Source organism: Candidatus Poriferisocius sp., from assembly GCF_965208475.1.
Classification (GTDB): domain Bacteria; phylum Actinomycetota; class Acidimicrobiia; order Acidimicrobiales; family Bin134; genus Poriferisocius.
Window position 1 is genome coordinate 644,198 of the sequence record NZ_OZ242338.1, and the last position, 23,436, is coordinate 667,633.

A 23,436-nucleotide genomic window follows, 5' to 3' on the forward strand; every position below is an offset into this window, starting at 1 on the left:
TTTGCTCAGCCCCGCGCAGTTCAGCCTGTTCATGCCCCAGATGCGTATGGACATGGCCACCATTGAAGAGCGGGTGCGAACCGCAGAGGCCTGCGGATTCCACAAGATCGACCTCATGGATCATCTGAATCCACCCCTGCTACCCGCTTCGCCCATGTACGACGCCTTTGTGGTGGCGACCGCGGTAGCGGCCTGGACCGAGCGGGTGCGGATCGGACACATGGTGCTGTGCGGGCAGTTCCGCCATCCGGCGCTGCTGGCCAAGATGGCCGTCAGCCTCGACCACTTCAGCGGAGGCCGTTTCGATTTGGGCATCGGCTGGGGTTCGGTTCCCGATGAGCTGGGCCGGTTCGGCCTCGGCGACGAACCGCCGGCGGTGCGGGCCGCTCGCCTGCGGGAGACCCTTGAGGTGGTTCAGGCCCTGCTCACCGGTGAGCCCATCGACTACCAGGGCCGTTTTTTCCAGCTGGAAAACGCCCAGCAGCAGCCCACCCCGGTGAACGGTCACATTCCGATCTTGATCGGCGGGGCCGGCCGCAAACTCACCATGCCGCTGGTGCGGGACTTCGCCGACTGGTGGAACTGCCCGGTCTACGGCATGGCCGAGCTAGACGAACTTATCCCGCTGGCCGGCGATGCCCGCCTGTCGGTGCAGCGAGCCATCGGCTTGGCCCCTTCGTCGGCAGCCCGAGACGAGGTAGTGGCCACCGCTCAGCGCCGTTTCGGAGATTGGTCCCTAGTGGCGGGAACCCCCGACGAGGTGGCTGGGGCCCTGAACGCCGACCGGGCCATGGGCGCCGAGCAGTTCGTGCTTCAGTTCACCGACTTCGCCTCCCCAGAGACGCTCAGTCTGTTCGCCGCTGAAGTCATGCCCGCGGTGGCTTAGATCGCGCTAACCGCCTTCTCCCAGAGCAGGGCACCACCATATGATGCCGACGCATGGAAGCTGATGCGCGGGGCCGCCGAGCAGGCCGATTCAAGCAGGCTCTCTTGGCCGGCGAAGACGTGGCCATCATCGCCGAGATCAAACGTCGGTCGCCGTCCAGAGGCAATCTGAACGCCGGCCTCGATCCGGCCGATCTGGCGGCGGCCTACCGCGACGGCGGAGCGGCTTGCCTGTCGGTGCTCACCAACGAGGAAATGTTCGGCGGCAGCGGTGATGATCTGGCTGCCGCGGCCGAGGCCTCCGGACTGCCGGTACTCCGCAAGGACTTCATTACCACCGACGAAGACGTCCACGAGTCCCATCAGATGGGCGCCGATGCCCTGCTGTTGATAGTCGCCGATCTCGACGCGGCGCAATTGGCCGAGTTGCACGAACTGGCCCTGTCGTTGGGCATGGACGTGCTCACCGAGGTCAAGTCGGAAGCCGAGCTGGAAGCCGCAATCGAAGCCGGTGCCGACATCATCGGGGTCAATCAGCGGGAGAAGCCCAAGAGTGCGGCGTTCACCATGGACTACCAGCGGGCCAAGCGCATGGCGCCGCTGTTCCCAGCCCATGCGGTGAAGGTGGCTGAGTCCGGCATCGCTGTTCCCGGCGGCACCACCATGGCCGAGGTGCGAGATGCAGGCTACGACGCCGCCCTCATAGGCGAGGCCCTAGTGACGTCCGGCGACCCGGTGAAGCGCCTCAGAGAATTGCTGGCTTAATCTGAGGCAAGCCTTCCAGCAGCCGTGCCCCGCAACACCAGGGTGCCGTGCTGATCGGTGGTGGAGATGTCCACTTCCACCGAGCCGTCGAAATTGACCGCGGTCACCGTCAGCTCAGCGGTCAGGGTGTCCCCCGGCCACACCGGCTTGAGGAAATCAGCCCCATAGCGCTGCAAGCCCTCATCGCCGAACACCGCGGCGATGGGAAACTCGAATGAGCGCATGAACTAGCAGCCTCCTAGGGAGTGAGCACGATCTTGCCAAAGAACTCTGAGCTCTCCATCAGCCGGTGGGCCTCGGCGATCTCCTCCAAGCCAAATACCGCGGCGATCGCCGGCGCTACCTGACCTTGGTCGATCATGCCCAGCAGACCCCGCATGGTGGCCGCGATCCGCTGATTGTCGGGACGGCCCACTCCCATGAGGGTGATGCCCTTCACGAAGAGTTGGCCCAAATGCAGTTCGCCGATATGCCCGGCGGTCACTCCACAGGTCACGAATCGCCCCTCGGCGGCCAGCGACCGCACCGCGGCAGCGAACACCGGGGTGCCCACATGATCGAGTACCACGTCGACCCCTCTGCCGTCGGTGGCTCCCCGCACCGCAGCGACGATGTCGTCGTGGTAGTGGTTGATGGCCAGCTCTGCGCCTAGCTCCATCGCTCGAGCCCGCTTCTCGGCAGTGCCCGCCGTGGCGATGACCCGACAGCCCATGGCCCGGGCGATCTGTATCCCGAAGCTGCCCACCCCTGATCCTGCCGCCATTACCAGCACGGTCTCACCTGACTGGATCTGGGCCTTCTCGATGAGGGCCTGATGGGCGGAGCGGCCTGCGGTGGGGGTGGCTCCGCCAGCCTCAAAGCTGACCCCCCCAGGCAGGGGAAAAACCAATTCTTCGGGCGCCAGCGCCAAAGTGGCGTGGGTCCGCTCCCCCGATGCCACCACCCGGTCGCCCACGGCCACCGTCGTCACCTGCGACCCCACCGACTCCACCACTCCGGCGATGTCCCGCCCGCCCACGTGCTGAGGCCAGCGCAGCTTCATGCCATGGGATCCCTCCCGCCAGTACACGTCCACCCGGTCCATCGAGGTGGCCTTCACGCGGATCAGCACATCGCCGAGGCCGGGATCGGGGTCGGGCAACTCCCCCACCCGCAGCACATCCAGTGCGCCCTGGGATTCGTGGTATGCGGCCCGCACGTCAGCGCACCCGCACACTGGGCAGTTCTTCGCCCCCATCTCGCAGCCAGGTCAAGAACTCACCGACTGGGGCAGGCTCGGCCACATCGGATGTCTCTTCAAGGCGAGACTCCCAAAAATCCCGATAGGTGGGCCAGAACTGGTGCCACGCCCCCTCATAGGGCTCCTCGTCGGGCCAGCGCATCTTGTTCTCCCCGACCGGCGGGGCATTCAGGTCGGCGGCATACCAGTACAGGGGCAGCCGCCGCCGGAAATACCAGCGGCCGTCGATGCGCTCGTAGTCGTCCCAGTACATCATGGTCATGATCACCCACTCGTCGCCGGTCTCATGCTCGTTGCGGGAATACACCACCCCGCGGGCCCGATCAGTTACCCCCAGAATGCGGGTCGCCTCATCTCGCTCTGGCTGCAACAAGCGTCTCGACGTCTACCGCAACCATGCTCACCGTGGTAGGCCACTTGGATGCGGGGTCACCGCACTCTTCTAGAAGACTGGTGTGGCTAAGCATGGCCCCTCGGAGCGACATGGGATTCTCAGGCACAGGGTCGCCGTTTTCTAAGAGCCCCTGAATATGGAACTCGATGGCTTCCCGGGCAACTTTCTGAACTTCTGCCCATGTGCTTGCAGTGATCACACAGCCGGGAAGGTCAGGTGCATAGGCAGAGTAGTTACTTGGGCCTTCGGCATAGACGACCGCATATTCACGCATCATCGCTTGTCCCTTCTGAGGCCAGCCTGCTTCATGATGCTGGACCAAATCCATGGCGCCACATCATCGCTGGGCTTCCCCGCAATCGTAACAGTGCCAGGTTTGGTCGGATGTTGGTACTGGTGATGACTGCCTCGAGTGCGCACGCGTCGCCATCCGTCCTGTGCCACCAGACGGACTACGTCTCGGACCTTAGGCATCTTGTGTCGCTCTAGCGGCTCAGACGCTCACCGGTTCCTGCATATTCCGCAGAGTATCTTTTAATATATCCTATGTAAATACCCTGTATTTCTGAATACAAGTCTTTGTGGACCTCACCAAGGCCACCCTGATGTGACACGAGCTAAAGTGCGGCTCCATGACCGCAGGAGTTGTTTTGGCCCACGGGGCGTTTCACGGACCATGGTGTTGGGAGCGGGTGCAGGAGTGCTTGGGGGACATGGGCATCGCCGTCCACGCCTCTGATCTCTGCCGTCCGACCACCGCGGAGGACATCGCCGCCTTCCAAGCCGATGTGAACGGCATGAGAGACCATTTGGGCGGTCAAGGGCCGGTGGTGGCCGTGGGCCATTCGCTCGGCGGCCTGTCCATCTCCGGGCTCGACCCGGCCACGGTGGACCATCTGGTGTACCTGGCCGCCATCCTGCCCGGCGACGAGAGCGGCGAGGCGAATCCGCCTGATGTGGCAGAGGCGGTGATCGCCGAGAACTTCTTCCCCGCTCTCGAGCACGGCGAAGACGGCTACAGCTCGGTGAAGCCTGGGGCCGCGGGCGACCTCTTCTACCACGACTGCACTCCTGAGGACATCGCCTGGGCCGAGTCGCTGCTCCGCCCTCAGCGGCTGGGCCAAGCGCCGTACAGCTTTGCCCGGGCGGCGTGGCGGGATGTGGAGTCCACCTACATCGTGTGCGCCGACGACCGCACCCTGACTGCCGAGTTCCAGCGCACATGCGCGGGCCTGGTCGGCAGCTCAGTCGTGATGGAGGGCAGCCACTCTCCGATGCTGGCCCAGCCTGAGGCGGTCGCCGCGGTGATCGCCAGGGCCGCAGGCCAATAGGCCCATCTTCGTCGAATCATCGGAAAGGAAGGGCAATGGAATATCGCACCCTGGGGGGCTCTGGGGTCCAGGTGAGCACCCTGTGCCTCGGCGCCATGATGTACGGCCCCGCGGGCAACAACGATGAGGCCGAGTGCGCGGCCATGACCCACGAGGCGCTGGACGCCGGGATCAACTTCATCGACACCGCCGACCGCTACAGCATGGGCATCTCTGAGGAGATCGTCGGGCGGGCCATCAAGGGGCGGCGCGACAGCGTCGTGGTGGCCACCAAGTTCTACGGCCCGATGGGCGACGACATCAACATGCAGGGCGGCTCCCGCCGCTGGGTGACCCAGGCCGTCGAAGACAGCCTGCGCCGCCTCGACACCGACTACATCGACCTCTACCAGATGCACCGCCCCGACCCCCGCACCGACTTCGGCGACACCCTGGCCGCGCTCACCGATCTGGTGCAAGCCGGCAAGATCCGCATGATCGGAACCTCCACCTTCCCAGCCGAGCTCATCGTGGAGGGCCAGTGGGCCGCCGAGCGCCGCAGCCTGGAGCGAGTCCGCTGCGAGCAGCCCCCCTACTCCGTATTCACCCGGGAGATCGAGCGGTCGGTGCTGCCCACCTGTCAGGCCTACGACATGGGAGTGATCGTGTGGAGCCCGCTGAACGGCGGCTGGCTCACCGGCAAGTACCGCAAAGACGCCGACTGGCCGGAGAACTCAAGAGCAACCCGCAACCTGGTCAGTGCCAAGCGCTGGGATCGGGACAACCCCGTAGTGGCCCACAAGCTCGACCTGGTAGAGGAACTCGACGCCCTGGCCAACGATGTCGGCTGCTCCATGGCCACCCTGGCCTACGCCTTCACCCTGGCCCACCCCGCAGTTACCTCCACCATCATCGGCCCCCGCACCCCCCAACAACTCGACGCTGCCCTCGAAGACCCCGACCTCCGCCTCACCGAGGATGCCCTCGACCGGATCGACGAATTAGTACTCCCCGGAACCGACCTAAACCCCGACGACGCCTTCTACATCCCCCTAGCCGTCTCAAATCCCGCTATACGACGAAGAAAGTAAAACCCCCCCACCCGCAGCCTCGCCGGTGGATGGTTTAACTTGTCCGCTCCCCCGAGCGCTCAATAGCCCGCACATCCGTCCCCAAGTAAGAAGCAATCACCAAAGGGTCGTTCCGCACCTCCTCCGGCGACCCCTCAGAGATCACCGACCCTGCCTCCAGGCAGTAGACCCGGTCGCTGATGCTCATGACCAGCGGCATATCGTGCTCGATCACCACCACCGCCGCGCCCAGCTCGGCCTGGATGCGCCGGATAAGCGGCCCGAAGGCCTCGCTCTCCCGCTGGGCCACCCCGCCGGTGGGCTCGTCCAGCAGAAGCACTTTGGCGTCCACCGCCAACAGGCTGGCCAACTCCACAATGCGCCTAGTGCCGGTGGACAGGTTGGAGATGAAGTGGTCGGCATAGCGGCCCAGGCCCACGAAGTCCATGAGTCCGTCCACATCGGCCCGCTTGCGCCGCTCCATTCCCGGCGACGGCGGCACTCCCAGCAGCGACGGAACCAGAAGCGAGCGGTCCCGGGCCTCCATCGAAACCATCAGCGCCTCTCGCACCGTGAGGTCGGGATACAGCTTGGCGTGCTGGAACCCCCGGCCCAGGCCGCCCCGGTGGCGGCGATATGAGGGCAGATGGGCGATATCCCGCCCCAGCACTTCCACTTCGCCTCGGAACGGCACGAAGCCGCTGATGGCGTTCATGAGGGTGGACTTGCCCGCTCCGTTGGAGCCGATCAACCCAACTAGCTCTCCTTGGTAGACATCGATGGAAACATCGTCCACCGCCACCTTGCCCCCAAAATGCACGTGAACATCCCGCACCGACAGCCACGGGTGCCCCTCCTCCACCGCCACAATGCGCTCGCTGGTGATGGGCACCGGCTTGTCCATCGCCGAGACCGGCACGGGTATGTCCCGGGCCGCCATTCGCTCATCGGCCAACCCCAGCAAGAAGTCGCGCAACTTGTAGATGAGCTGCATGATCCCGCCGGGGAAGTACATCAGCAACAACAGCAGCCCCACCCCGGACGTGAGCAATCGCACTTCGTCGCTGGCCCCGAAGATGGCCGGGATGCCCTTCACCCACAGCACCCCCAGCAGAGGGCCGGCAATCGATCCCAATCCCCCGATGATGGCGATGGCAATGACGTTGATCGACTCGTTGGCGTTGAACAGCACTTGAGGATTGATGGTGGGCTCGCCGGTGATGATCAGGCCCCCGCCCAGCGCGGCCAGCCCCCCGGCCAGGGTGAACGAGATGAGCTTGATGCGGCTGCTCGACACGGTGGACGCGGCTGCCATGTCCTCGTTGTCGCGCACCGCGATCATCATCCGCCCGATCCCGGTCTTCCGCAGGTGGGCCACCATCCACACGGCTAGGGCCAAGAGCACCAGAACCAGGAAGAAGAACGACTTGCGGGAGGCGGTGAAATCGAACGGGCCCCACACCGGTGGGATGACCTTGGGCGAGTTCGTGGCCCCTTGGGTGAACACGTCCTGCACAAAGATCCACGACATGGCGGCGATGGCGAACGCCAGCGTGGTCACCGCCAGCATCAGGCCCTTGACCCGCAGCGCGGGCACGCCGATGATGAAGGCGGTGATCATGCCCGCGGCCACTGCGATCACCATGGCCACTCCCCAGGGCAGGTCGAACGACCAGTCCCACCAGTCGAACGGAATGGGGATGTCGCTGTTCTCGGTCAGTGCCACCACGGTGAGACCGCCAACGCCGGCGAAGGCGAACTGGCCCAAGGAGAGCTGGCCCGCCCAGCCGGTGAGCATCGACACCGACAAAGCGATCAGCGCGAAGCCCAGAATCCGGGTCCAGGTGTAGAGGTTGGAGTTCTTGTTGAGAAACAGCCCGAGCAGCACAAGGCCGCCGAAGAGGGCCCCGAAGCCGAACCGGGTCAGGTTGCGGATGTACCAAAGGTTGCGGAGCCGCTCGGGAACGGCCTTCACCTTGGGCGACAGCGACCACTCCCCCTCGTCCTCGCTGCCCCGGCGGGCGAACAGCACTGTGATCACCAAGATGGCAATGAAGAAGATCACATCCACGGCCTCGCGGATATCCCGGTCCACGTTCCCCTGGAACAGCCGCTGGAAGATGCCCAGGCCGATGCCGGCGATCAGCGTGACCCACAGCGAGCGCATTCGGGCAATCAGCGCCACCAGCAGCACCCGCAAGAGCAGGCCAGGCCCGAGGCTGGCGGTTCCCGCGGCGGCCGCGCTCACCCGAAACGGCGCCAGCAGGATCAGGGTCACCCCGGCTAGCCCCCCCCCGATGGTCCACACCATGGTGGACACCCGACGCACGCTGATGCCGAACAGCCGCCCGGTGTCGGCGTTCTCCGCCGAGGCCCGGATGGCCAGCCCGTAGCGGGTGCGGCCCAAGAACAGCGCCAAGATCACGATCACCAGCGGCACCACGATCACCACCAGCAGCTCGCGCCCCCCGATGCGGAGATGATCGGTGACCTCCCACCGGAAATCCTGGGCGGTGAGCTTCGGGGGCAGGGGGAACGGCCCCGGCCGCGACACGTCGGGCAACTCGATGGAGGCGAAGATGGCCAGTTGCGCCACCCCCAAGGTGGCGATGAACAGCACCAGGCGCGGCGAGTTGAACAGCCGACGCACCACCACCAGCTCGGTGACCATGGCGAAACCGGCCGCGGCCCCGATCGACAGGAAGAACGCCACCCAGTAGGGCACGTCGTAGCGGAACGTAAGCATGGCCATGAGCGCCACGCCGAAGCTGCCGATCTCGGCGTGGGCAAAGTTCAGCACCCCGGTCGACCGGTAGATCAGCACGAACCCTGCCGCCAGAGCCGCCACGATCAACCCCTGAACGCTGCCCGAGAACAAGTCCTGCTGGGAGATCTCCCAGCCGATGTCGATCATTGCCCCCCCGCCCTGCGATGGCGCGGTCTAGCGTCAACCCCGCCCACGCTCAACCGCCCTCGGCGCCCAGGAACACCGCCCGCACCAGGTCGTCCCGCTCGGCCAGCTCTTGGGCCGGACCCTCGAAGCGAACCCGCCCCTTCTCCATGAACACCGCCCGCTCGGCCACGCTGAGCGCCACGTTCAGCGACTGCTCCACGATGATCATGGTCAGCCCGGTTGCCTTCAGCTGCTCTACCACTTCCAGCAGCTCCTGCACCACCACTGGTGCCAGGCCCAGCGACAGCTCGTCGATGAGCAGAATCTCGGGCTCGTGCATCAAGCCCATCCCGAAGGCCAGCATCTGCTGCTGGCCTCCCGACAGGTCGCTGGCCGCCTGGCCGCGCTTTTCCCGCAACGCGCCGAACACGTCGTACACCCGCTCGACCCTCCGGAATACCTCGTCCTTCTCTGCTTTTGTGGACAGCATGGTGGCTAGGAGGTTCTCCTCCACCGTGAGGCCGGGGAACACCCCGGCACCGCCCCGCACCTGCACGATGCCCTGCTTGAAGCGCAGTTCGGCGTCGGCGTAGGTGATGGTGCGCCCGTTGAGACGGATGGCCCCACGGTCGGGCGCCCCCAGCCCGCTGACCGCCCGCAGAAGGGTGGACTTGCCCGCCCCGTTGGTTCCCAGCAGGGCCAGCGTCTCGCCCCGGCGCACTTCCAGGCCGCAGTCGAACAGCACCTGCACCGGGCCGTAGCTGTAGTCCAGCCCCCGCACCTGGAGCACCGGGATGTCGTCGGGATGCTCCGACATTCGCCGCATCTCCTCCTGCTCCTCCACCAGCTCGCTCACCGCCAAGGAGATGTCGCGCTTGATGTAGCGGGAGCCGTAGGCCACCAGCAGGCCGCCGATGATCGAGGCCGGCGGGGCCACCACGCTGATGGCCAGCCTCTCTCCATGGGCATCGCTGATGGACCCGGCGATGATGCTGCCCATGAACCCGCCCATCAAGAAGATGAACACCGGCAGCAGGGCGAAGGCCTGGGCCCGCATCCGGTAGGGCGCCACCGCGCCGATGGTGGGCGCGGCGGCCACGAAGGAGGCCGACGTACACCCGTTGGCCAAGCTGATGCCGAAGATCATGAGGGCGGGCTGGTGGAACCTCATGGCGATGAGCACCAAAACGCCCGACATGATGATGAGCATGCCCGCAGTCCGCACCATCTTGGAGGGGTCCTCCCGGAACATTCCATCGAACTTGAATCCCGAGATGGGAATGGCCACCAGGCTGGCCAACCACACCAGCGACGTCACCCAGCCCCGCTGGAAGGCGTCATAGCCGTACTCGTCTTTCAGCATCAGGTTTAGCTGGCTGGGAAGCGTCACAAGTGCGAAACCCAGGGTGCCCACGCCCACGGCGAGGAAATAGAAGGTCTTGACCTTTTTGAGCCGGGCGAAGGCGGTGGACATCGACACCGGCAGGTCCGAGCCAATGGGCGGCATCTCATACTGCTCGCCCAAAATGGCCTGCTGCTCGTTGCCTGCTCGGGGTGGCTCCTTCAGGATCAGCGACAACAGCGCCAGGCCAATCGGAGGGATGGCGAAGATGTAGAACGCCCAGCGCCAGCCGTCATCTCCGCCGGCGATGGATGCAATCGCTCCGGCCAAGACCGGGCCGATTAGCAGGCCGATGGGCCGGCCCATGCCCTCGAAGGCGAAAATCCGAGCTCGGGCGGGAATGGGGTATGTGTCAGTGAGCAGCGAAGAATGCACCGGCAAGCGATTGGCCTGGCCCGCACCGGTGAGAACTCTGGTCCAAAAGTACTGGAACGGGTTCTTCACCAATCCGGTGAGGAACACGCTCACCGCCCACCCCGCAGTGGCCACGGGCACGATGAGGGTGCGCTTGACCCGGTCGGCCAGCCAGGCCAGCGGCACCGCCCCCAGCACCAGGGCCACACCGCCGAACGAGGAGATGCCCAGGATCACCGTGTCGGACACGCCGAAGGCGTCTTGGAGGTCGGGCAGGAGCACGGCGATCGCCACCCTGTCGAACTCGTCGATCACATTGAGCAAGAAGAGCACAACGAGCATGCTGGCCCCGCCGGCCCGTATCCCCTGCCGGAGGGTCATCGGCTCTTCGCCCACCCCGGGCAGCAGGTCGTCGGGCAGCACCACCACCTCCGACTTGGCCGCCTGCTCGGCTAAGCGCTTGGACTCCTCTTCGAATACCGCAGAGGCCAGGTTGGCCGGGTCGTCCAAGGCTGGCTCGCCTGGAGCAGACTCCCCGTCCACAGGCTTATCCATAGCTGCCCCTCATCGGGGCAAGACACTAGGCCATCGGCTCTACGCCGCGCACGACAGCGGCTGTTCACAGCGGACGACTTCATCGGCTACTGTTCAACGCCAAGCTACGGAGAGGGGTAACCGTGTCTCGAAGGATGCTGAAGTTGTGGGGTGCGCTGCTTGTGCTCGCGCTGGTCGCCGCCGCCTGTGGAGGCGGAAACGACGATGACGGCGGAGGCGCGGCGCCCGCCCCTTCGGAGCCCACCGCCGCTCCGGCCCCCGACGGGCCCGATGCCCCCGACGACGCCGGCGATGGCGACGAACCCGCCCCCGACACACCCGATGCCCCCGACGAGCCCGCTCCCGACGACCCGTCGGGTGAATCCGGCGAGCCATCCGAACCGGCCCCCGATGAACCGGTGGACATCGGCTTCGACGAGCCCCGAGGCGAGCTGTTCACCGAGTTCCACAGGACATTCGACCGCGCGCACCCGTTCCAGCCCCTAGACGTGTTCTGCACAGCCACGCCTGATCCAGACTCACCGCCTCAGGCCACCGATGCGGGCATCACCGAGGACTCCATCACCATCGTCCACCTCCGCACCAAGCTCGAGGAGCTGGAGGGCATAGGTTTCGCCGTTCCGGTGGGCGATCCCAAGGACATGTTCGAAGCGTTTACCAAGGCCATCAACGACGACTGCAATGGGATCTGGGGTCGCCAAATCAACCTCCGCCTTGTGGAAGTATCGGCATTGGGCGGCGGCGGCGAGGACATCGACACCTTGCGCAACCAAGCCTGCATCGAGGCCACCGAGGATCACAACGCGGTGATCGTGACCAACACCACCGGCTTCCAGGGCACGGCCATCTTGTGCATAACCGCCGACCACGACACCCTGTTCCTTACCACCCAGGGCAACCCCGGCCACTTCCATGAACAGGCCAGCGGCCTGCTGTACTCGCTCAGCCCTGTCGCCGAGGACTCGGTGGTCAACATGACCCAGGCGGTCATCGACACCGGCGGCCTGGACGGCAAGACAATCGCGGTGATCTGGCCCGACACCCCCGGGCAACCCGAGACCGTGCAAACCGGGATCATCGAGGTTTTGGAGGCCGCAGGCTACGACATCGCCGTAGCCGAGCAGATCGGCTGCGGCGGGGAAACCACCTGCCGCGACGGCAACGACATCGCAGTGGAGCGAATGCTCGAGGAGGGCGTTGACGTGGTCTTCCCCGCCCTCAACGTGCTCAGCCTGCCCCAGTTCATCAACGAGATGATCAACCAGGGATTCGCCCCCGGCGACGTTCAGTTCTACAACTCTGACTTCAACAGCCAGGCCGGCGACTTGGTGTCGGGCAAGGTGGCCCAGTTCGGAGGAAACGCGGCCGCTGAGCTCTACAACGGCACGATCATCATTGATGACGCCCCCACCGGGAACTTCCGCTCCGAGGATCCTGTGCTCAGCTTCAACGCGCCTCTGAACATCATGTGCAACGAGACATACGCGGCCAACAGCGCCATCGGCGCCCGGCACATACGTGACGTGTACGGGAGCTACGACAGCGCCTACGGCATGACCTCCACGGTGTGTACCGAGATGCGCATGGTGGCCCGGGCCATCTACGACGCCGGTCCCAACCCCACCCGCCAAGACATCTACAACGCTTTTGCCAACCTGGGTTCGGTGGACATCCAGCACCAGCTTCCCGCCACATTCGGCCCCGACAAGTTCGGCGCCCCCGACGTGGTGACCGAGTTGGTGTTCAACTTCCCGTGTCCCGCCGATCCCGACATTCCCACCTGCGTCCAGCAGACTGCCCCCTACCGAAGCCTCGGGTAGTGATTCCTGCGGCCCTCCCGAGCGCCGTCGCCGTCTCGCTTTCCATGGGGCGGCGGTAGCATCGGGAGGGTGAATAGTCTGAGGCGCCGCCGGGGCCGGCGATCGTTGGGGTTTGCCGCCGCGGGCCTAGCCCTAGCTCTGGCCCTCCTCGCGGCGGCCTGCGGAGACACCGAGACATCGACGATCGACAGCGCCGGGTTGGAAACGGCGCCCACTGCCGCATCAAGCAGTACACAAGCCCCTGATCGGCCCGAAGGCGAACCCGCCCCTGCCTCCGAGTCGGGCTCCACCCAAGAATCCGCCTCCACCCCTTCGCCTGCTGCCACCCAAGCCCCACTGCCAACCCCTGTCTCGACACCGCTGCCCACCACCGACCCCGCAACGGAGCCGACACCGCTACCCGCCCCTGAGTCCCCGGCGGAACCGGCGCCGGAGCCCCCGCCGCCCCCCACCCCAGAACCGCCACCGCCACCCCCGCCGCCTCCCACCCCGGAACCGCCACCGGTCCCCGATTCAGATCTGCCCTCGGTGGAGGTGGTGAATGTGGCCACTGGGGCCACGGTGAACCTGGCCGGTTTCGCGCCGGCTGATCGTCCCATAGTGCTGTGGTTCTGGGCCCCCCATTGATCCACCTGCAACCGGGAAGCCCCCGGCGTCGAGCAGTTCGCTCGACAAAACGCCGACAAGCTCACCGTCGTCGGAGTGGGAACCCAGGACTCCCTGGGACAGGCCGAAGATTTCGTGAGCCGCCACGGAACCACATTCACCATGCTGTGGGACCGGACATTCCAATCCTGGAACCAGCTGGGCATAACCGGCCAGCCCGCTGGGATGCTCATGAACCGCTACGGTCAGATCATCGACCAGTGGAGGGGCGACATCCCCCGCGGCCAGGTTCTGGACGCCGTAGCAGAATTGAGCTCAACCTGACATGAATCTGCCCCGAGCACCCAGAACCCGGCTCATAGCGCTTGCCATCGCCGTGGCCCTTGGGGCCGCGGCTTGCGGCGACAGCACCGCCCCTCCCACCGCCACACCGGCAACCACAGCCCCGACCGAGGCCCCGGCCCCGGCAGCCGAATCGGCGCCGCAGACCGAGGCCCCGGCCCCGGCGTCAGATCTGCCGTCGGTGGATGTGGTGGATTTGGCCACTGGTGACACGGTGAACCTGGCTGGTTTCGCGCCGTCTGATCGTCCCATAGTGCTGTGGTTCTGGGCGCCCCATTGATCCACCTGCCGCCGGGAAGCCCCCGGCGTCGAGCAGTTCGCTCGAAAGAATGCCGACAAGGTCACCGTCATCGGAGTGGGTGCCCAAGACAGCCTTGGGCTGGCCCAAGCCTTCGTTCAGTCCACCGGAACCACCTTCACCATGCTCTGGGATTCGACATTTGAATCTTGGCGACAGCTGGGTATTTTCGGTCAGCCCGCAGGGATACTGCTGGACCGCAACGGCGCAATCCTCAGCTCATGGCGAGGCGGTATACCACAGAGCCGGGTGCTGGAAGCCGTCGGCGCCTAGCGGCCGGCTACACGAAGGGCAGCTTGACCACGGTGGCCGTTATGGGGGTGCCCCTCATGTCCACGGCCAGCTCATCGCCGAAGTCCACGTCGGGGGGAACGAAGGCCAACGCGATGCCGGTTTCCAGCATGGGCGAGAAGTTGCCCGAGGTGACCTCACCCACCGCCTCGCCGTCCTGAAGCACAGCCTGGCCCTCCCGGGGCGGGCGTCGACCCTCGACCCGCAATCCCCGCAGCCGCCGGTGGATGCCCCGATCCCGCTCGGCGGCCAGCGCTTCCCGCCCCCGGAAAGAGGGCTTGTCCCAGCGCACCACCCAGCCCAGCCCTGCTTGCAGCGGGGTGATGCCCGGACCCAGTTCGTGGCCGTGCAGGGGCAAACCGGCCTCCAGGCGCAGTGTGTCCCTGGCCCCCAAACCGGCCGGGACTATCCCGGCTTCAGCGACTGCATCCCAGAGACGCTCGGCGGCCTCGGCGGGCACCGCAACCTCAACGCCGTCCTCGCCGGTGTAGCCGGTGCCGGCCACCGTCAACGGGGTCGCCTCCCACTCCACGGCGGCCACGCAGTTGCGGGGTACCGCCGACGCTTCGGGCGATACCGCGGCCAGTCGTTTTCGGGCCTCGGGACCCTGCACCGCCAAAACCGCCCGGCTGCCGGTCACATCTACTGCCCGGAATCCGGCCCCGGCACCAGAGCCGCCCAGGGCGTCGCGCACCCGATCGGTGTTGGACGCATTCGGCATCACATCAAACCTGTCATCGCCGAGCCACCACACGATGATGTCGTCCACAACCGATCCATCGTCGTCCAGCAAGTGGGTGTACTGGGTGCGACCGGGGCCAATACGGGCCAGATCGTTGGTGAACGCCTTCTGAAGCCGGTCATAGGCATCGGGTCCGGTTGCCCGGAGCGTGCCCAGATGGCTCACATCGAAAACCACCGCCCCGGCTCGACACGACCGGTGTTCGGCCAGCGTTCCCGAGGGATACGACAGCGGCATCTCCCAGCCGCCGAAGGGGACCATCTTGGCGCCCAGTGCTCGATGCCTGCCCTCCAGCGGAGAGGAGCGCATGTCCACCTCCCGACCCTCGGCTAGGCGGAACCGGCCGCCGCGCCGGCGTGAGTCAGGTCGCCGCCAATCCCGGAGGCATCGTCAAAGCCGTACTTGCTCAGCAGGTTGCGATAGTCCCGCTGGCACAGCACCACCACGTCGATGGCGGGATAGAGCTCCCGCAGCCGGCGGACCTTCCCGTTCTTGCGGGATATGTACTTCTGGCGCGCCGTAGTGACCTCCACGTAGCGGTCGAACCCGGGAAGATAGAAGTCAGGGGTGAACGCCTCGGTCACCTCGCCGGAATCGTTGCGGGAGAGCACGAAAGTCTCGGGCTCGTAGTGCCACTCGATGCCGTAGAAGTCGAGCAGCTCGGCGAACTGCCGCTCAGAATCGTGGGCGAACACTCTGCCTCGAGCCCCTTCAACCGCTCCTAGGAGCCGGTCTGAGCAACGCCCATGCCCGTTTGAATCAAGGACGCTTCCACTGGCGGGGCCTCTTCGATGGGCAGCTCCCGCACCGCGGCGTCGACCTCTTCGACAAGGCCTTCCATCCGGAGGTAAAGCGCTCCCTGGCCTTGGCGCAGCGCATCCAGGATCTGCTCGTCGGTGCGAACCAGCAGCGACTGGTTGCCGTTGATGACCAGGTCAGCGCTGGCCACATTCTCGCCCAGCTCGTCGCGCAGGTACTCGAACACGTCGCGCACCCGCTGAAGGGCGATGCCCTCGTCCAACAGCCGCTTGATCAGCTTCAACTCCAGCAAGTCGCTGTAGGAATACCGGCGGCGGCTTCCGCTCCCCACAGCCCTTTGAGCGGTCGAGCGCACCAGCCCGGTGCGGGTCCAGTAGTCCAGCTGGCGGTAGGTGATACCGATGATCTCAATGGTCTGAGGCGAGCTGAAGTCGCCCGCTATCTGTCCCTGGTCGCTCATCGCACTCTCCGGTTTCGGGGCGCGCCCCCAGGTGGGCTGGTTACACCGGGGAAACTACGCCAATGGATTTCCACAGGGTAAACCTCTCCCTGTGGATTGTCAAGGACGCCGGAGGGGCCTCAGCCGTTGAAATCCTCGGGAGTCACCTGGTCTAGGAACTCTCGGAACTGGTCCAACACCTCTTCGGGCGGCGGCTCGTCGCCTTCGGCATTCTCGGGATCCACCGTATGGCCGGCGGCCTCCAGCACCGATTCGGCGGCGAAGATCGGCGCTCCGGTCCGCACGGCCAGAGCCACTGCATCCGATGGGCGGCTGGAGATGCGCCGGGCCCCGTTGCCGTTGCCCCCCGCCAGCTCCAGCTCGGCATAGAAGGTCCGATCCCGCAGCTCGGTAACCACGATGCGCTCAAGTCGCACGCCCAGTTGATCGAGCACGTCCTTGAACAGGTCGTGGGTCATGGGGCGGGGGGTTTCCACCTCCTCCATGGCCAAGGCGATGGCCTGGGCTTCTGCCCCCCCGATGAAGATGGGCAGCAGCCGACCCTCGCCGTCAGTCTCCCGCAGCAGCACGATCGGGGCGTTGGACGGCAGCTCGATCCGCACCCCGACCAGCTCCATCTCCTTCATCGCCCCCACGTTAGTAGAGGAACGAGACGTAAGCGTCGGGATCGTCGGCCAGAAGATCAGGGTCGCCGATGATCAGCTTGTCCAGATTGCGATACCGGCCGGCCCAGTCCAGCCCGTAGCCCAAGAAGAACTCGTCGGGGGCCTCGAACCCCACAATGTCGGGCTCGACCGGCAGGATGCGGCGAGCACTGCGGTTCAACAGCGCGGCCACTGCCACCGAGGCTGCCGAGCGGCGGTCCAGCTCCCCTTTCAGGTAGCCCAGACTGAGCCCGGTGTCCACGATGTCCTCCACCAGCACCACCTGGCGTCCGGTCACGTCGCAGTCCAGATCCTTGACCAGTCGAACCCGTCCCGAATCGGGCGCGAACCGGGACATGGCCATGAAGTCCACCTCCACGGCTATGTCCACCGCCCGGACCAGATCGGCGAGAAACGGCAGGCTCCCCTTCAACACCGACACCAGCACTGCCCCGTCCGAGCACTGCTCGGAGATCTGGGCCGCGACCCGCCTCACCGCCTGCTCGATGGCTCCTCGGCTCGCGAACAGCTCGGGCCCGCCGCCCACCACTGCTTCGCTGCTCCGCTACCGGTTCCGAGTGTGGTTGGCCAAGGCCTCCCGAAGCAGCGACAGCCTCAGCTCCGACCCCAGGTTGATCAGTTCGGCCAACACGTCGAGCGACTGCTTGCGGGCATGGGCGGTGCGCTGCATCACCAATGGCATGATCCTCTGCTCGAGCAGCCCTGCCTCCCGCTCGGCGGCCGACTTGTAGGCCCGCAGGTGGCGAGGCTCCAATCCATGGGCCAGGAATCCTGCCGCCACCTTGGCCACGACGACCGCCTCGGCCCCGTATTGGGTTGGTGCGCCACCGCCCAAGGGCTCGATGAGGCCGAACTTCTCCAACTCCAAGATCTTCGACTGGCTGAGCCCGCTGGCCGCCGCCACCTCGTCCACGGTCAGCGACACCGAGACTGTCCCCGCCCCCAACGGGTTGGGCCGCCCCGGGCCTGAGATGCTGGAGGCTGCTCCATCCCCAACGCCGTCCCCGGTCCTGCCCCGCCCTCCGTTGGATGCGGGACCGTCGAAGTCCTGGCGGGCGATGCGATCCTTGATGACTTTGAGGGGCAGGAAGTGGTCTCGCTGCTGCTCCAAGATCCACCGCAGGCGGTCGACATCGGCTTCGGCGAATTTCCGGTAGCCGGATTGGCTTCGCTCGGGGTCGATCAAGCCCTGGCTTTCCAGGAATCGGATCTTGGAGATGGTTATGTCGGCGAATTCGCCCTTCAGCAGGTCCAAGACCTGTCCGATAGACCGGTGCTGGTCTCTCACCAACCGATCCGATCGTGGAACACCAGCTTGAAGCGCCCGATTTGCAGCTCGTCTCCGTCTTTCAGCCCGGCTTCTTCCACCCGGCGGCTGTTGAGATAGGTCCCGTTCAGCGAACCCATGTCCTTGACATGGGGCACCAAGCCGTCCCGATAGATCTCCGCGTGGGTCCGCGAAACCGTGATGTCGTCTAGGAAGATGTCGGAGTCGGGGTGGCGGCCCAGGCTGACCCGGGATTCCGCCAGCTCGAAGCGGCTGCCCGCGGCCGCCCCTTGGGTCACCACCAGCACCGCCGGCTGGCGGATCAGGTCCACTTCAAGGGCCATCTCCGTGGTGGGCTCTTCGGACGAGTGGGCCGCGCCGCCGTCGCCGGTCGAGGTGAGGCGATTACCGCACGCTGCGCAGAAGTTCGCGCCCACCCCGCTGCGGTAGCCGCACATCGGGCAATAGGCCTCGGAACCACCGACAGAGGAGGCAGCGCTCAATTGATGCTCTCCGTCAGATCGGTGTAGGCTGCCGCGTCCAGCAGGCCGTCCAACTCGGAGAGGTCGGATGCCTCGATCACGCAGATCCACCCTTCGCCGTAAGGGTCCTCGTTCAACCGCTCGGGGTGGTCGATCAAATCGGCGTTCACGTCGACCACCGTGCCCGATACCGGCGCATAGATCTCTGAGACCGACTTGGTGGACTCGATCTCGCTGAAGGAGTCGCCGCAGGCCGCCTCGGTTCCCACCGCGGGCAGATCGATGAAGACGACATCGCCGAGGGCGTCTTGGGCGTAGTCGGTGATGCCCAGGCATACTCGGCTGCCATCGACCCTGGCCCATTCGTGATCTTCGGTGTAGAGCAGTTCGACCGGTACATTCATTGGCGACACCGTACTGGCAATCGCGAAAACTCTCAACCTCAGCTTGAGGCTGCGGCCCGTCCTGCCCGCCCCTCAGCGAGCGCCCGGCGAACTCGGGGCACGTATTCCACCGCCGCGTAATAGCTGAGGGCCAGCGACGGAATGCCCACGCCCCATCCGACGCCGCGCAGGGCTGCCCCCCCGCCCACGCTCGAATCTCCCAGCAACAGGAGCGGTAGGGCGAACATGAGGCCGAATGTGGCCGTCTTGCCGGTCCAGGTCACGTCGATCCGGCGGGCCCCCATAGCCCCCAGCACCACGGTGGCCAGCGATACCACTGCCTCTCTGGCCAGCATGGTCAACCCGAATGCCGCATGGAGAGAGCCGTCCACCATCATCGCCACCGCCGCGGCCAGAAACATCAACCGGTCGGCGGTGGGGTCCAGGATCTTGCCCAACTCCGAACCCTGGTCGAACCGACGGGCGATGTAGCCGTCCACCCAGTCGGTGGCGCCGAGCACGCTGAGCAACGCCGCGGCCCCCGCCCGATTGCCCATCCCCAGCAGCAGCACGCAAAACACCGGCGCGCACCCCAACCGCACCACCGACACCAAGTTGGGAACCGTCAGGATCCGCCACTCAGTATTCCCCACCTTCACGATGGCCAATGCTACAGAGGCCGGCCGGTGGGTGGCTCCGACAGGTCCCGCCGACACTGTCCGCCGGGCCGCCTCGGAGGCAGGTCCCGCCGGTGGGTCGTACTATGTCCGAATGCCCAGCGTCTTCTCCATGATCATCAACCGCGACCTGCCCGGGCATTTTGTATGGGAAGACGACCACTGCGCAGCCATCTTGTCCATCAACCCCATCCAGACCGGCCACGCCCTCGTCGTCCCCCGAGCCGAGATCGACCACTGGCTGGACGTTCCCCCGGAGCTGGCCGCCCACCTCATGGTGGTGTCGCAGGTGGTGGGCACCGCCCAGATGGCCGCTTTCGGACCGCCCCGGGTGGGCCTCGTCATCGCCGGCCACGAGGTGCCCCACACCCATCTGCACGTGATCCCGATGTTCGAGATCGGCGACCTGAGCTTTGCCAACGCCCGAGCCTCGGTTCCCCCCGAAGAACTGGCCAGGGCCGCTGAGCGACTTCGCTCCCACCTCCCCTCCGGCGGCTAGTCAGCTCCGGACCACGTTGCGGAGCCGGTAGACCCGCAGGCCGTTTGCCCCCTCTTCCAAATCCAGCCGCTCAAAGCCGGTTCGCCGGATGTCCAAGTCGAAGCTCTCGACGTCCAGGGGCCTCCAGTCGGGCGCGGCGGACGGATCGAACACGATCCACTCCACCTTGGGGGTGGCCGCTGATGCCGCGCTGTCGGGGTCGCCCGCGGTGTCCAGCACGTACAGCCGGGTGCGGTCCGACAACAGGGGAAGAATCTGCTCCGAGGCCCGCACCGAGGCATCGGACGGAATCAGGTCAGCGGCCTCCTGACGGGCGATGTCCATCGTGTCGCGCCGACCCCAGTCCCATGGCTCGTGGTACAGGGAGCTCGGGGCGTCGCGCAGAAAGAAGAGTCCGGCGGTGAGCACCAGCGCTGTGAGCAGGCGGCGGTCCACGTTCACCCGCTCCACCAGAACCCGCCCGGAACGGGCCAGAGCGAACACTGTGGCCGCGAAGACGAACGGGATCATCGGCACGGTCTGGGATGCCTCCGCCAACTGCCCGGGCGCCACGTCGGCCACCAGGTACACCGCGAACAGGGGCACCACCGGGAGCAGATAGCGGGGCGCCACCAAAGGCAGCAGCATCACCGGGGCCAACAGGAACACGATCATCTGGAAGTTGGCCTGCGACACCGCGTCGGCCACCACTTGATGGGGAGCGGAGATGAAGCCCCACAGCACCGATCCCGGATGCCCGCTGCCGAAGTCTGAGAACTCCTCGATGTGGGGAAACTTCCCGCCGTTGAACCGGGGTTGGATGGCGGTCATCGACACCAGCCCATAGGCCAGGCCGCTCAGGGCGATGGTCGCACCGGGGCGGCGACGGCCCTCCAGCAGCACCAGCAGCCCCAATCCCGAGAGCGCGAAGGCCAGATCAGCCCGGCAGGTCACTACCAGCAGAGCGAACACCGCGAACCAGTTCCACCGCCCCCTCAGCGCGGTGAGCACCGCGGCGAACAGCGCGGGCACGGCCAGAGCCTCGGTGTGGAAGTCCGACAGGTTCACCGTGTGGACCGCCGGGTAGGCGCAGTAGGCGAACACCACTGCCATCGCCGCCCCCGATTTGAGTCCGCCCACATCGCGGGCGATCCGCCACAGCGGCACCACGGCCAAGGCCAGCACCGAGGCTTGCAGGGCCAACAGCGTGGGCTGATCGGGGAACAAAGCGGTGAGGCCGGCCACCGGGTAGAGGATGAACGCGGCCTGCTCCCACAACAGGTTGTGGCCCGCCACGCTGGAGAGCGGCTCGTATCCCTCCCCGATCAGCCACACCCCCTGGAGATGAGAGGACAGGTCGGCGCCGGCATCCAGCGAACGGGCTCGGGCCAAAGACAGGCCCGACAGGATCCCGCCGAGCAGTATCGCGATAACCCAGGGGACGGCCCGGTCCACCTGCCTGGTGTCGAGGCGGGCCTGCCAGCGCAGCGAGAAGATCTCCTGCCGCCGCCGGAACTGGGCCAGCGTGACCCTGTTCTGCTTCAAGTCCACTACCCCACCAGAACGGTGTCGGTGTCGCGCCCTGATCGAAGCAGGGTGCCGGGCCGGGAGTCGGTTGCCCGGCCGCCGGTCACGATGGGCTGGCCGTTCACCAGCACGTGGTCCACTCCCACCGCGTCGGCGAACAGCCGCGCCGAGCCGCCCGGCAGGTCCCCCACCATGCGCATGGCGCCCGAGTCGATAGCGTCGGGGTCGAACACCACCAGGTCGGCGTGCCAGCCCTGCTCGATGCGGCCCCGCTCCCGCAGGCCGAACAGCCGGGCCGGGGCGTCGGTCAGCATGTGAATGGCCGACTCCAGCGAGGCCAGCCGCCGGCCTCTGAGGCAGTCGCCCAGAAATGCGGTGGTGTAGGGGGCGCCGCACATGCGGTCGAGGTGGGCCCCGGCGTCGGATCCGCCCAACAGGGTGTGCTCGCTCTGCCAGGCCTCAGCCCGAAGCCTCCAACTCTCATCGTCGTCATCGGTGGGGGCCGGCCACAGCACGGTTCGCAGCTCGTCGGCCAGCACCACGTCCACCAGGGTGTCGAAGTGCCCAGCACCCCGCTCGGCCGCGATGTCGGCCACAGTGCGCCCCGTCAGCCCTTCGTTGGCCGAACTGAAGGTGTCGCCTATCCGATAGCCGCCCCACCCGGTGAGACGGCTGAACACCCCGGCATCGGGCGACGCCGCCCGCTCGGCCAGGTGCGCCCTGGTCTGGGGATCGGCAAGGCGGGCCATCCGCTCGGGCGCCGGCAAACCGAGCACCTCCCCCCAGTCGGGAAGCATGTTGAGGGCGCAGTAGTTCAAAAAGCTCATGTTCATGCCCACCAGCACCGGCATGGTCAGCGCCACCACCCGGGCGCCGCGCTCGGCCGCCCGCTCCGAGGCGCCCAGTTGGGCCCGGTAGCGGTCGGGGTCGGCCGAGTCGATGGTGAGCACATTCCAGTTGAGCGGCCGCCGGGCCGCTCGGGACATCGCCACCATCAAGTCGAGCTCCTCGTCGGTGAATCCCTGCATGCAGCCGTCGGTCACGTACTCCAGGGTGGTGCCCTCGTGCTCGGTCACCACCGAGCAGAGTGCAACCACCTCGTCGTTGTCGGCGAAGCGGGAGGCCACCGGGGCGCCGTCGCCGTCGTTGTGGGTGTACGACAGCGAGGTGGAAAAGCCCAGACCCCCGGCGGCGATGCCGTCGGCCAACAGGGACTTCATCGTCTCGAGCTGGCTGGGACTGGCCTTGTTGCCGGTGGCGTCGACCCCCATGACCGCCCGGCGGATGGCGCAGTGGCCCACCAGGAAACCGGCGTTCACCCCCAGGTTCCCGTCCAGGCGCGCCAGATAGTCGTCGAAAGTGCGCCACGACCAGTCCAGCCCCGACTCCAGCGCGGCCAGCGGCATGCCCTCCACCTTGGCCATCATGCGCTGGAGGTAAGGGGCGTCGCCGGGGTTGAGCGGGGCCAGGGTGAAGCCGCAGTTGCCGCCGATGACGGTGGTCACCCCGTGAAGGCTGGAGGGAGAGGCGGACGGATCCCAGAACAGCTGGGCGTCGTAGTGGGTATGGGGGTCGACGAAGCCGGGGCACACCACCCGGCCGCCGGCGTCGATCTCGGTGTGCCCCGGGCCGGCGACCGCCCCGATCGCCGCGATCCGACCGCCGCTCACCCCGATGTCGCCGGGGAACCCTGGGCTTCCCGAGCCGTCGACGATCATGCCGCCGCGGATTACCAGGTCCAACACAGCCCCAATCCTACTTATCCGTATGG

At 66.3% G+C, this 23,436-nt stretch carries 26 protein-coding genes and 2 pseudogenes; 10 read left to right on the forward strand and 18 right to left on the reverse strand.

The window, feature by feature from the left end:
• Position 1: 1 nt before the first annotated feature.
• Both ACOGXA_RS03005 and ACOGXA_RS03010 read left to right on the forward strand, forming a co-directional pair.
• Positions 2-886, forward strand: a complete 885-nt coding sequence (locus ACOGXA_RS03005; protein WP_419925806.1) for an LLM class flavin-dependent oxidoreductase — start codon at positions 2-4, stop codon at positions 884-886.
• Positions 887-939: 53 nt separating this feature from the next.
• Positions 940-1,650: an indole-3-glycerol phosphate synthase TrpC gene (locus tag ACOGXA_RS03010; protein WP_419925807.1), complete on the forward strand. Its 711-nt coding sequence runs from the start codon at positions 940-942 to the stop codon at positions 1,648-1,650.
• On the opposite strand, the gene ACOGXA_RS03015 is transcribed toward ACOGXA_RS03010, so the two are convergent.
• From ACOGXA_RS03015 to ACOGXA_RS03035, 5 genes and pseudogenes are all read right to left on the reverse strand, one after another.
• Positions 1,647-1,874, reverse strand: a complete 228-nt coding sequence (locus ACOGXA_RS03015; protein ID WP_419925808.1) for a hypothetical protein — start codon at positions 1,872-1,874, stop codon at positions 1,647-1,649. The genes ACOGXA_RS03010 and ACOGXA_RS03015 overlap by 4 nt on opposite strands.
• Before the next feature lie 14 nt (positions 1,875-1,888).
• Positions 1,889-2,848, reverse strand: a complete 960-nt coding sequence (locus tag ACOGXA_RS03020; protein ID WP_419925809.1) for a quinone oxidoreductase family protein — start codon at positions 2,846-2,848, stop codon at positions 1,889-1,891.
• A 1-nt stretch (position 2,849) separates the two neighbouring features.
• Positions 2,850-3,215 (reverse strand): annotated as a pseudogene (locus ACOGXA_RS03025) (nuclear transport factor 2 family protein); the annotation flags it as partial.
• Between the two features lie 25 nt (positions 3,216-3,240).
• On the reverse strand, positions 3,241-3,612 hold the full coding sequence (locus ACOGXA_RS03030) for a type II toxin-antitoxin system HicB family antitoxin (RefSeq protein WP_419925810.1): 372 nt from the start codon (positions 3,610-3,612) through the stop codon (positions 3,241-3,243).
• Positions 3,558-3,758, reverse strand: a complete 201-nt coding sequence (locus ACOGXA_RS03035) for a type II toxin-antitoxin system HicA family toxin (RefSeq protein ID WP_419925811.1) — start codon at positions 3,756-3,758, stop codon at positions 3,558-3,560. Before ACOGXA_RS03035 ends, ACOGXA_RS03030 begins: the two co-directional genes overlap by 55 nt.
• Before the next feature lie 158 nt (positions 3,759-3,916).
• Here ACOGXA_RS03035 and ACOGXA_RS03040 point away from each other — a divergent pair, with 158 nt between their 5' ends.
• Positions 3,917-4,615, forward strand: a complete 699-nt coding sequence (locus ACOGXA_RS03040; RefSeq protein ID WP_419925812.1) for an alpha/beta hydrolase — start codon at positions 3,917-3,919, stop codon at positions 4,613-4,615.
• 35 nt (positions 4,616-4,650) lie between these two features.
• Complete coding sequence (locus tag ACOGXA_RS03045) at positions 4,651-5,685, forward strand: aldo/keto reductase (protein WP_419925813.1); 1,035 nt, start codon at positions 4,651-4,653, stop codon at positions 5,683-5,685.
• A 34-nt stretch (positions 5,686-5,719) separates the two neighbouring features.
• Here ACOGXA_RS03045 and ACOGXA_RS03050 read toward each other — a convergent pair whose 3' ends face one another.
• On the reverse strand, positions 5,720-8,578 hold the full coding sequence (locus ACOGXA_RS03050; protein WP_419925814.1) for an ABC transporter permease subunit: 2,859 nt from the start codon (positions 8,576-8,578) through the stop codon (positions 5,720-5,722).
• A 49-nt stretch (positions 8,579-8,627) separates the two neighbouring features.
• Positions 8,628-10,868, reverse strand: coding sequence for an ATP-binding protein (locus ACOGXA_RS03055; RefSeq protein ID WP_419925815.1), 2,241 nt, complete (start codon positions 10,866-10,868; stop codon positions 8,628-8,630).
• 122 nt (positions 10,869-10,990) lie between these two features.
• Between ACOGXA_RS03055 and ACOGXA_RS03060 the strand changes: the two genes are divergently transcribed.
• The 5 genes and pseudogenes from ACOGXA_RS03060 to ACOGXA_RS03080 all read left to right on the forward strand — a co-directional run.
• Positions 10,991-12,688, forward strand: coding sequence for a hypothetical protein (locus tag ACOGXA_RS03060; RefSeq protein WP_419925816.1), 1,698 nt, complete (start codon positions 10,991-10,993; stop codon positions 12,686-12,688).
• A 69-nt stretch (positions 12,689-12,757) separates the two neighbouring features.
• On the forward strand, positions 12,758-13,315 hold the full coding sequence (locus tag ACOGXA_RS03065) for a hypothetical protein (protein ID WP_419925817.1): 558 nt from the start codon (positions 12,758-12,760) through the stop codon (positions 13,313-13,315).
• A gap of 75 nt (positions 13,316-13,390) precedes the next feature.
• Complete coding sequence (locus ACOGXA_RS03070) at positions 13,391-13,618, forward strand: TlpA family protein disulfide reductase (RefSeq protein ID WP_419925818.1); 228 nt, start codon at positions 13,391-13,393, stop codon at positions 13,616-13,618.
• Between the two features lies 1 nt (position 13,619).
• A complete protein-coding gene (locus tag ACOGXA_RS03075; RefSeq protein WP_419925819.1) occupies positions 13,620-13,916 on the forward strand; it encodes a hypothetical protein in 297 nt (98 codons plus the stop codon).
• A gap of 15 nt (positions 13,917-13,931) precedes the next feature.
• Positions 13,932-14,207: pseudogene (locus tag ACOGXA_RS03080) on the forward strand (TlpA family protein disulfide reductase); the annotation flags it as partial.
• Between the two features lie 7 nt (positions 14,208-14,214).
• On the opposite strand, the gene gcvT reads toward ACOGXA_RS03080, so the two are convergent.
• From gcvT to ACOGXA_RS03125, 9 genes are all read right to left on the reverse strand, one after another.
• Complete coding sequence (gcvT, locus tag ACOGXA_RS03085; RefSeq protein ID WP_419927036.1) at positions 14,215-15,276, reverse strand: glycine cleavage system aminomethyltransferase GcvT; 1,062 nt, start codon at positions 15,274-15,276, stop codon at positions 14,215-14,217.
• Between the two features lie 20 nt (positions 15,277-15,296).
• The gene (locus tag ACOGXA_RS03090) at positions 15,297-15,662 is read right to left on the reverse strand and encodes a hypothetical protein (RefSeq protein WP_419925820.1); all 366 of its coding nucleotides are present in this window, start codon (positions 15,660-15,662) and stop codon (positions 15,297-15,299) included.
• 26 nt (positions 15,663-15,688) lie between these two features.
• Positions 15,689-16,186: a MerR family transcriptional regulator gene (locus tag ACOGXA_RS03095; protein WP_419925821.1), complete on the reverse strand. Its 498-nt coding sequence runs from the start codon at positions 16,184-16,186 to the stop codon at positions 15,689-15,691.
• Between the two features lie 119 nt (positions 16,187-16,305).
• Entirely contained in the window at positions 16,306-16,812 is a 507-nt protein-coding gene (locus tag ACOGXA_RS03100) for a bifunctional nuclease family protein (protein ID WP_419925822.1), read from the reverse strand.
• 10 nt (positions 16,813-16,822) lie between these two features.
• Positions 16,823-17,380: a phosphoribosyltransferase gene (locus ACOGXA_RS03105; RefSeq protein ID WP_419925823.1), complete on the reverse strand. Its 558-nt coding sequence runs from the start codon at positions 17,378-17,380 to the stop codon at positions 16,823-16,825.
• 15 nt (positions 17,381-17,395) lie between these two features.
• Positions 17,396-18,139, reverse strand: a complete 744-nt coding sequence (locus ACOGXA_RS03110) for a MerR family transcriptional regulator (RefSeq protein ID WP_419925824.1) — start codon at positions 18,137-18,139, stop codon at positions 17,396-17,398.
• Entirely contained in the window at positions 18,136-18,621 is a 486-nt protein-coding gene (locus ACOGXA_RS03115) for an FHA domain-containing protein (protein WP_419925825.1), read from the reverse strand. Before ACOGXA_RS03115 ends, ACOGXA_RS03110 begins: the two co-directional genes overlap by 4 nt.
• Complete coding sequence (gene gcvH / locus ACOGXA_RS03120; protein WP_419925826.1) at positions 18,618-19,004, reverse strand: glycine cleavage system protein GcvH; 387 nt, start codon at positions 19,002-19,004, stop codon at positions 18,618-18,620. Before gcvH ends, ACOGXA_RS03115 begins: the two co-directional genes overlap by 4 nt.
• A gap of 38 nt (positions 19,005-19,042) precedes the next feature.
• A complete protein-coding gene (locus tag ACOGXA_RS03125; RefSeq protein WP_419925827.1) occupies positions 19,043-19,642 on the reverse strand; it encodes a CDP-alcohol phosphatidyltransferase family protein in 600 nt (199 codons plus the stop codon).
• A gap of 112 nt (positions 19,643-19,754) precedes the next feature.
• Here ACOGXA_RS03125 and ACOGXA_RS03130 point away from each other — a divergent pair, with 112 nt between their 5' ends.
• Entirely contained in the window at positions 19,755-20,159 is a 405-nt protein-coding gene (locus ACOGXA_RS03130; RefSeq protein ID WP_419925828.1) for an HIT family protein, read from the forward strand.
• Here the strand turns inward: ACOGXA_RS03130 and ACOGXA_RS03135 are convergent, their stop codons facing one another.
• A complete protein-coding gene (locus ACOGXA_RS03135) occupies positions 20,160-21,689 on the reverse strand; it encodes a DUF2079 domain-containing protein (protein WP_419925829.1) in 1,530 nt (509 codons plus the stop codon).
• A complete protein-coding gene (locus tag ACOGXA_RS03140; RefSeq protein ID WP_419925830.1) occupies positions 21,689-23,410 on the reverse strand; it encodes an N-acyl-D-amino-acid deacylase family protein in 1,722 nt (573 codons plus the stop codon). Before ACOGXA_RS03140 ends, ACOGXA_RS03135 begins: the two co-directional genes overlap by 1 nt.
• Positions 23,411-23,436 lie beyond the last annotated feature (26 nt).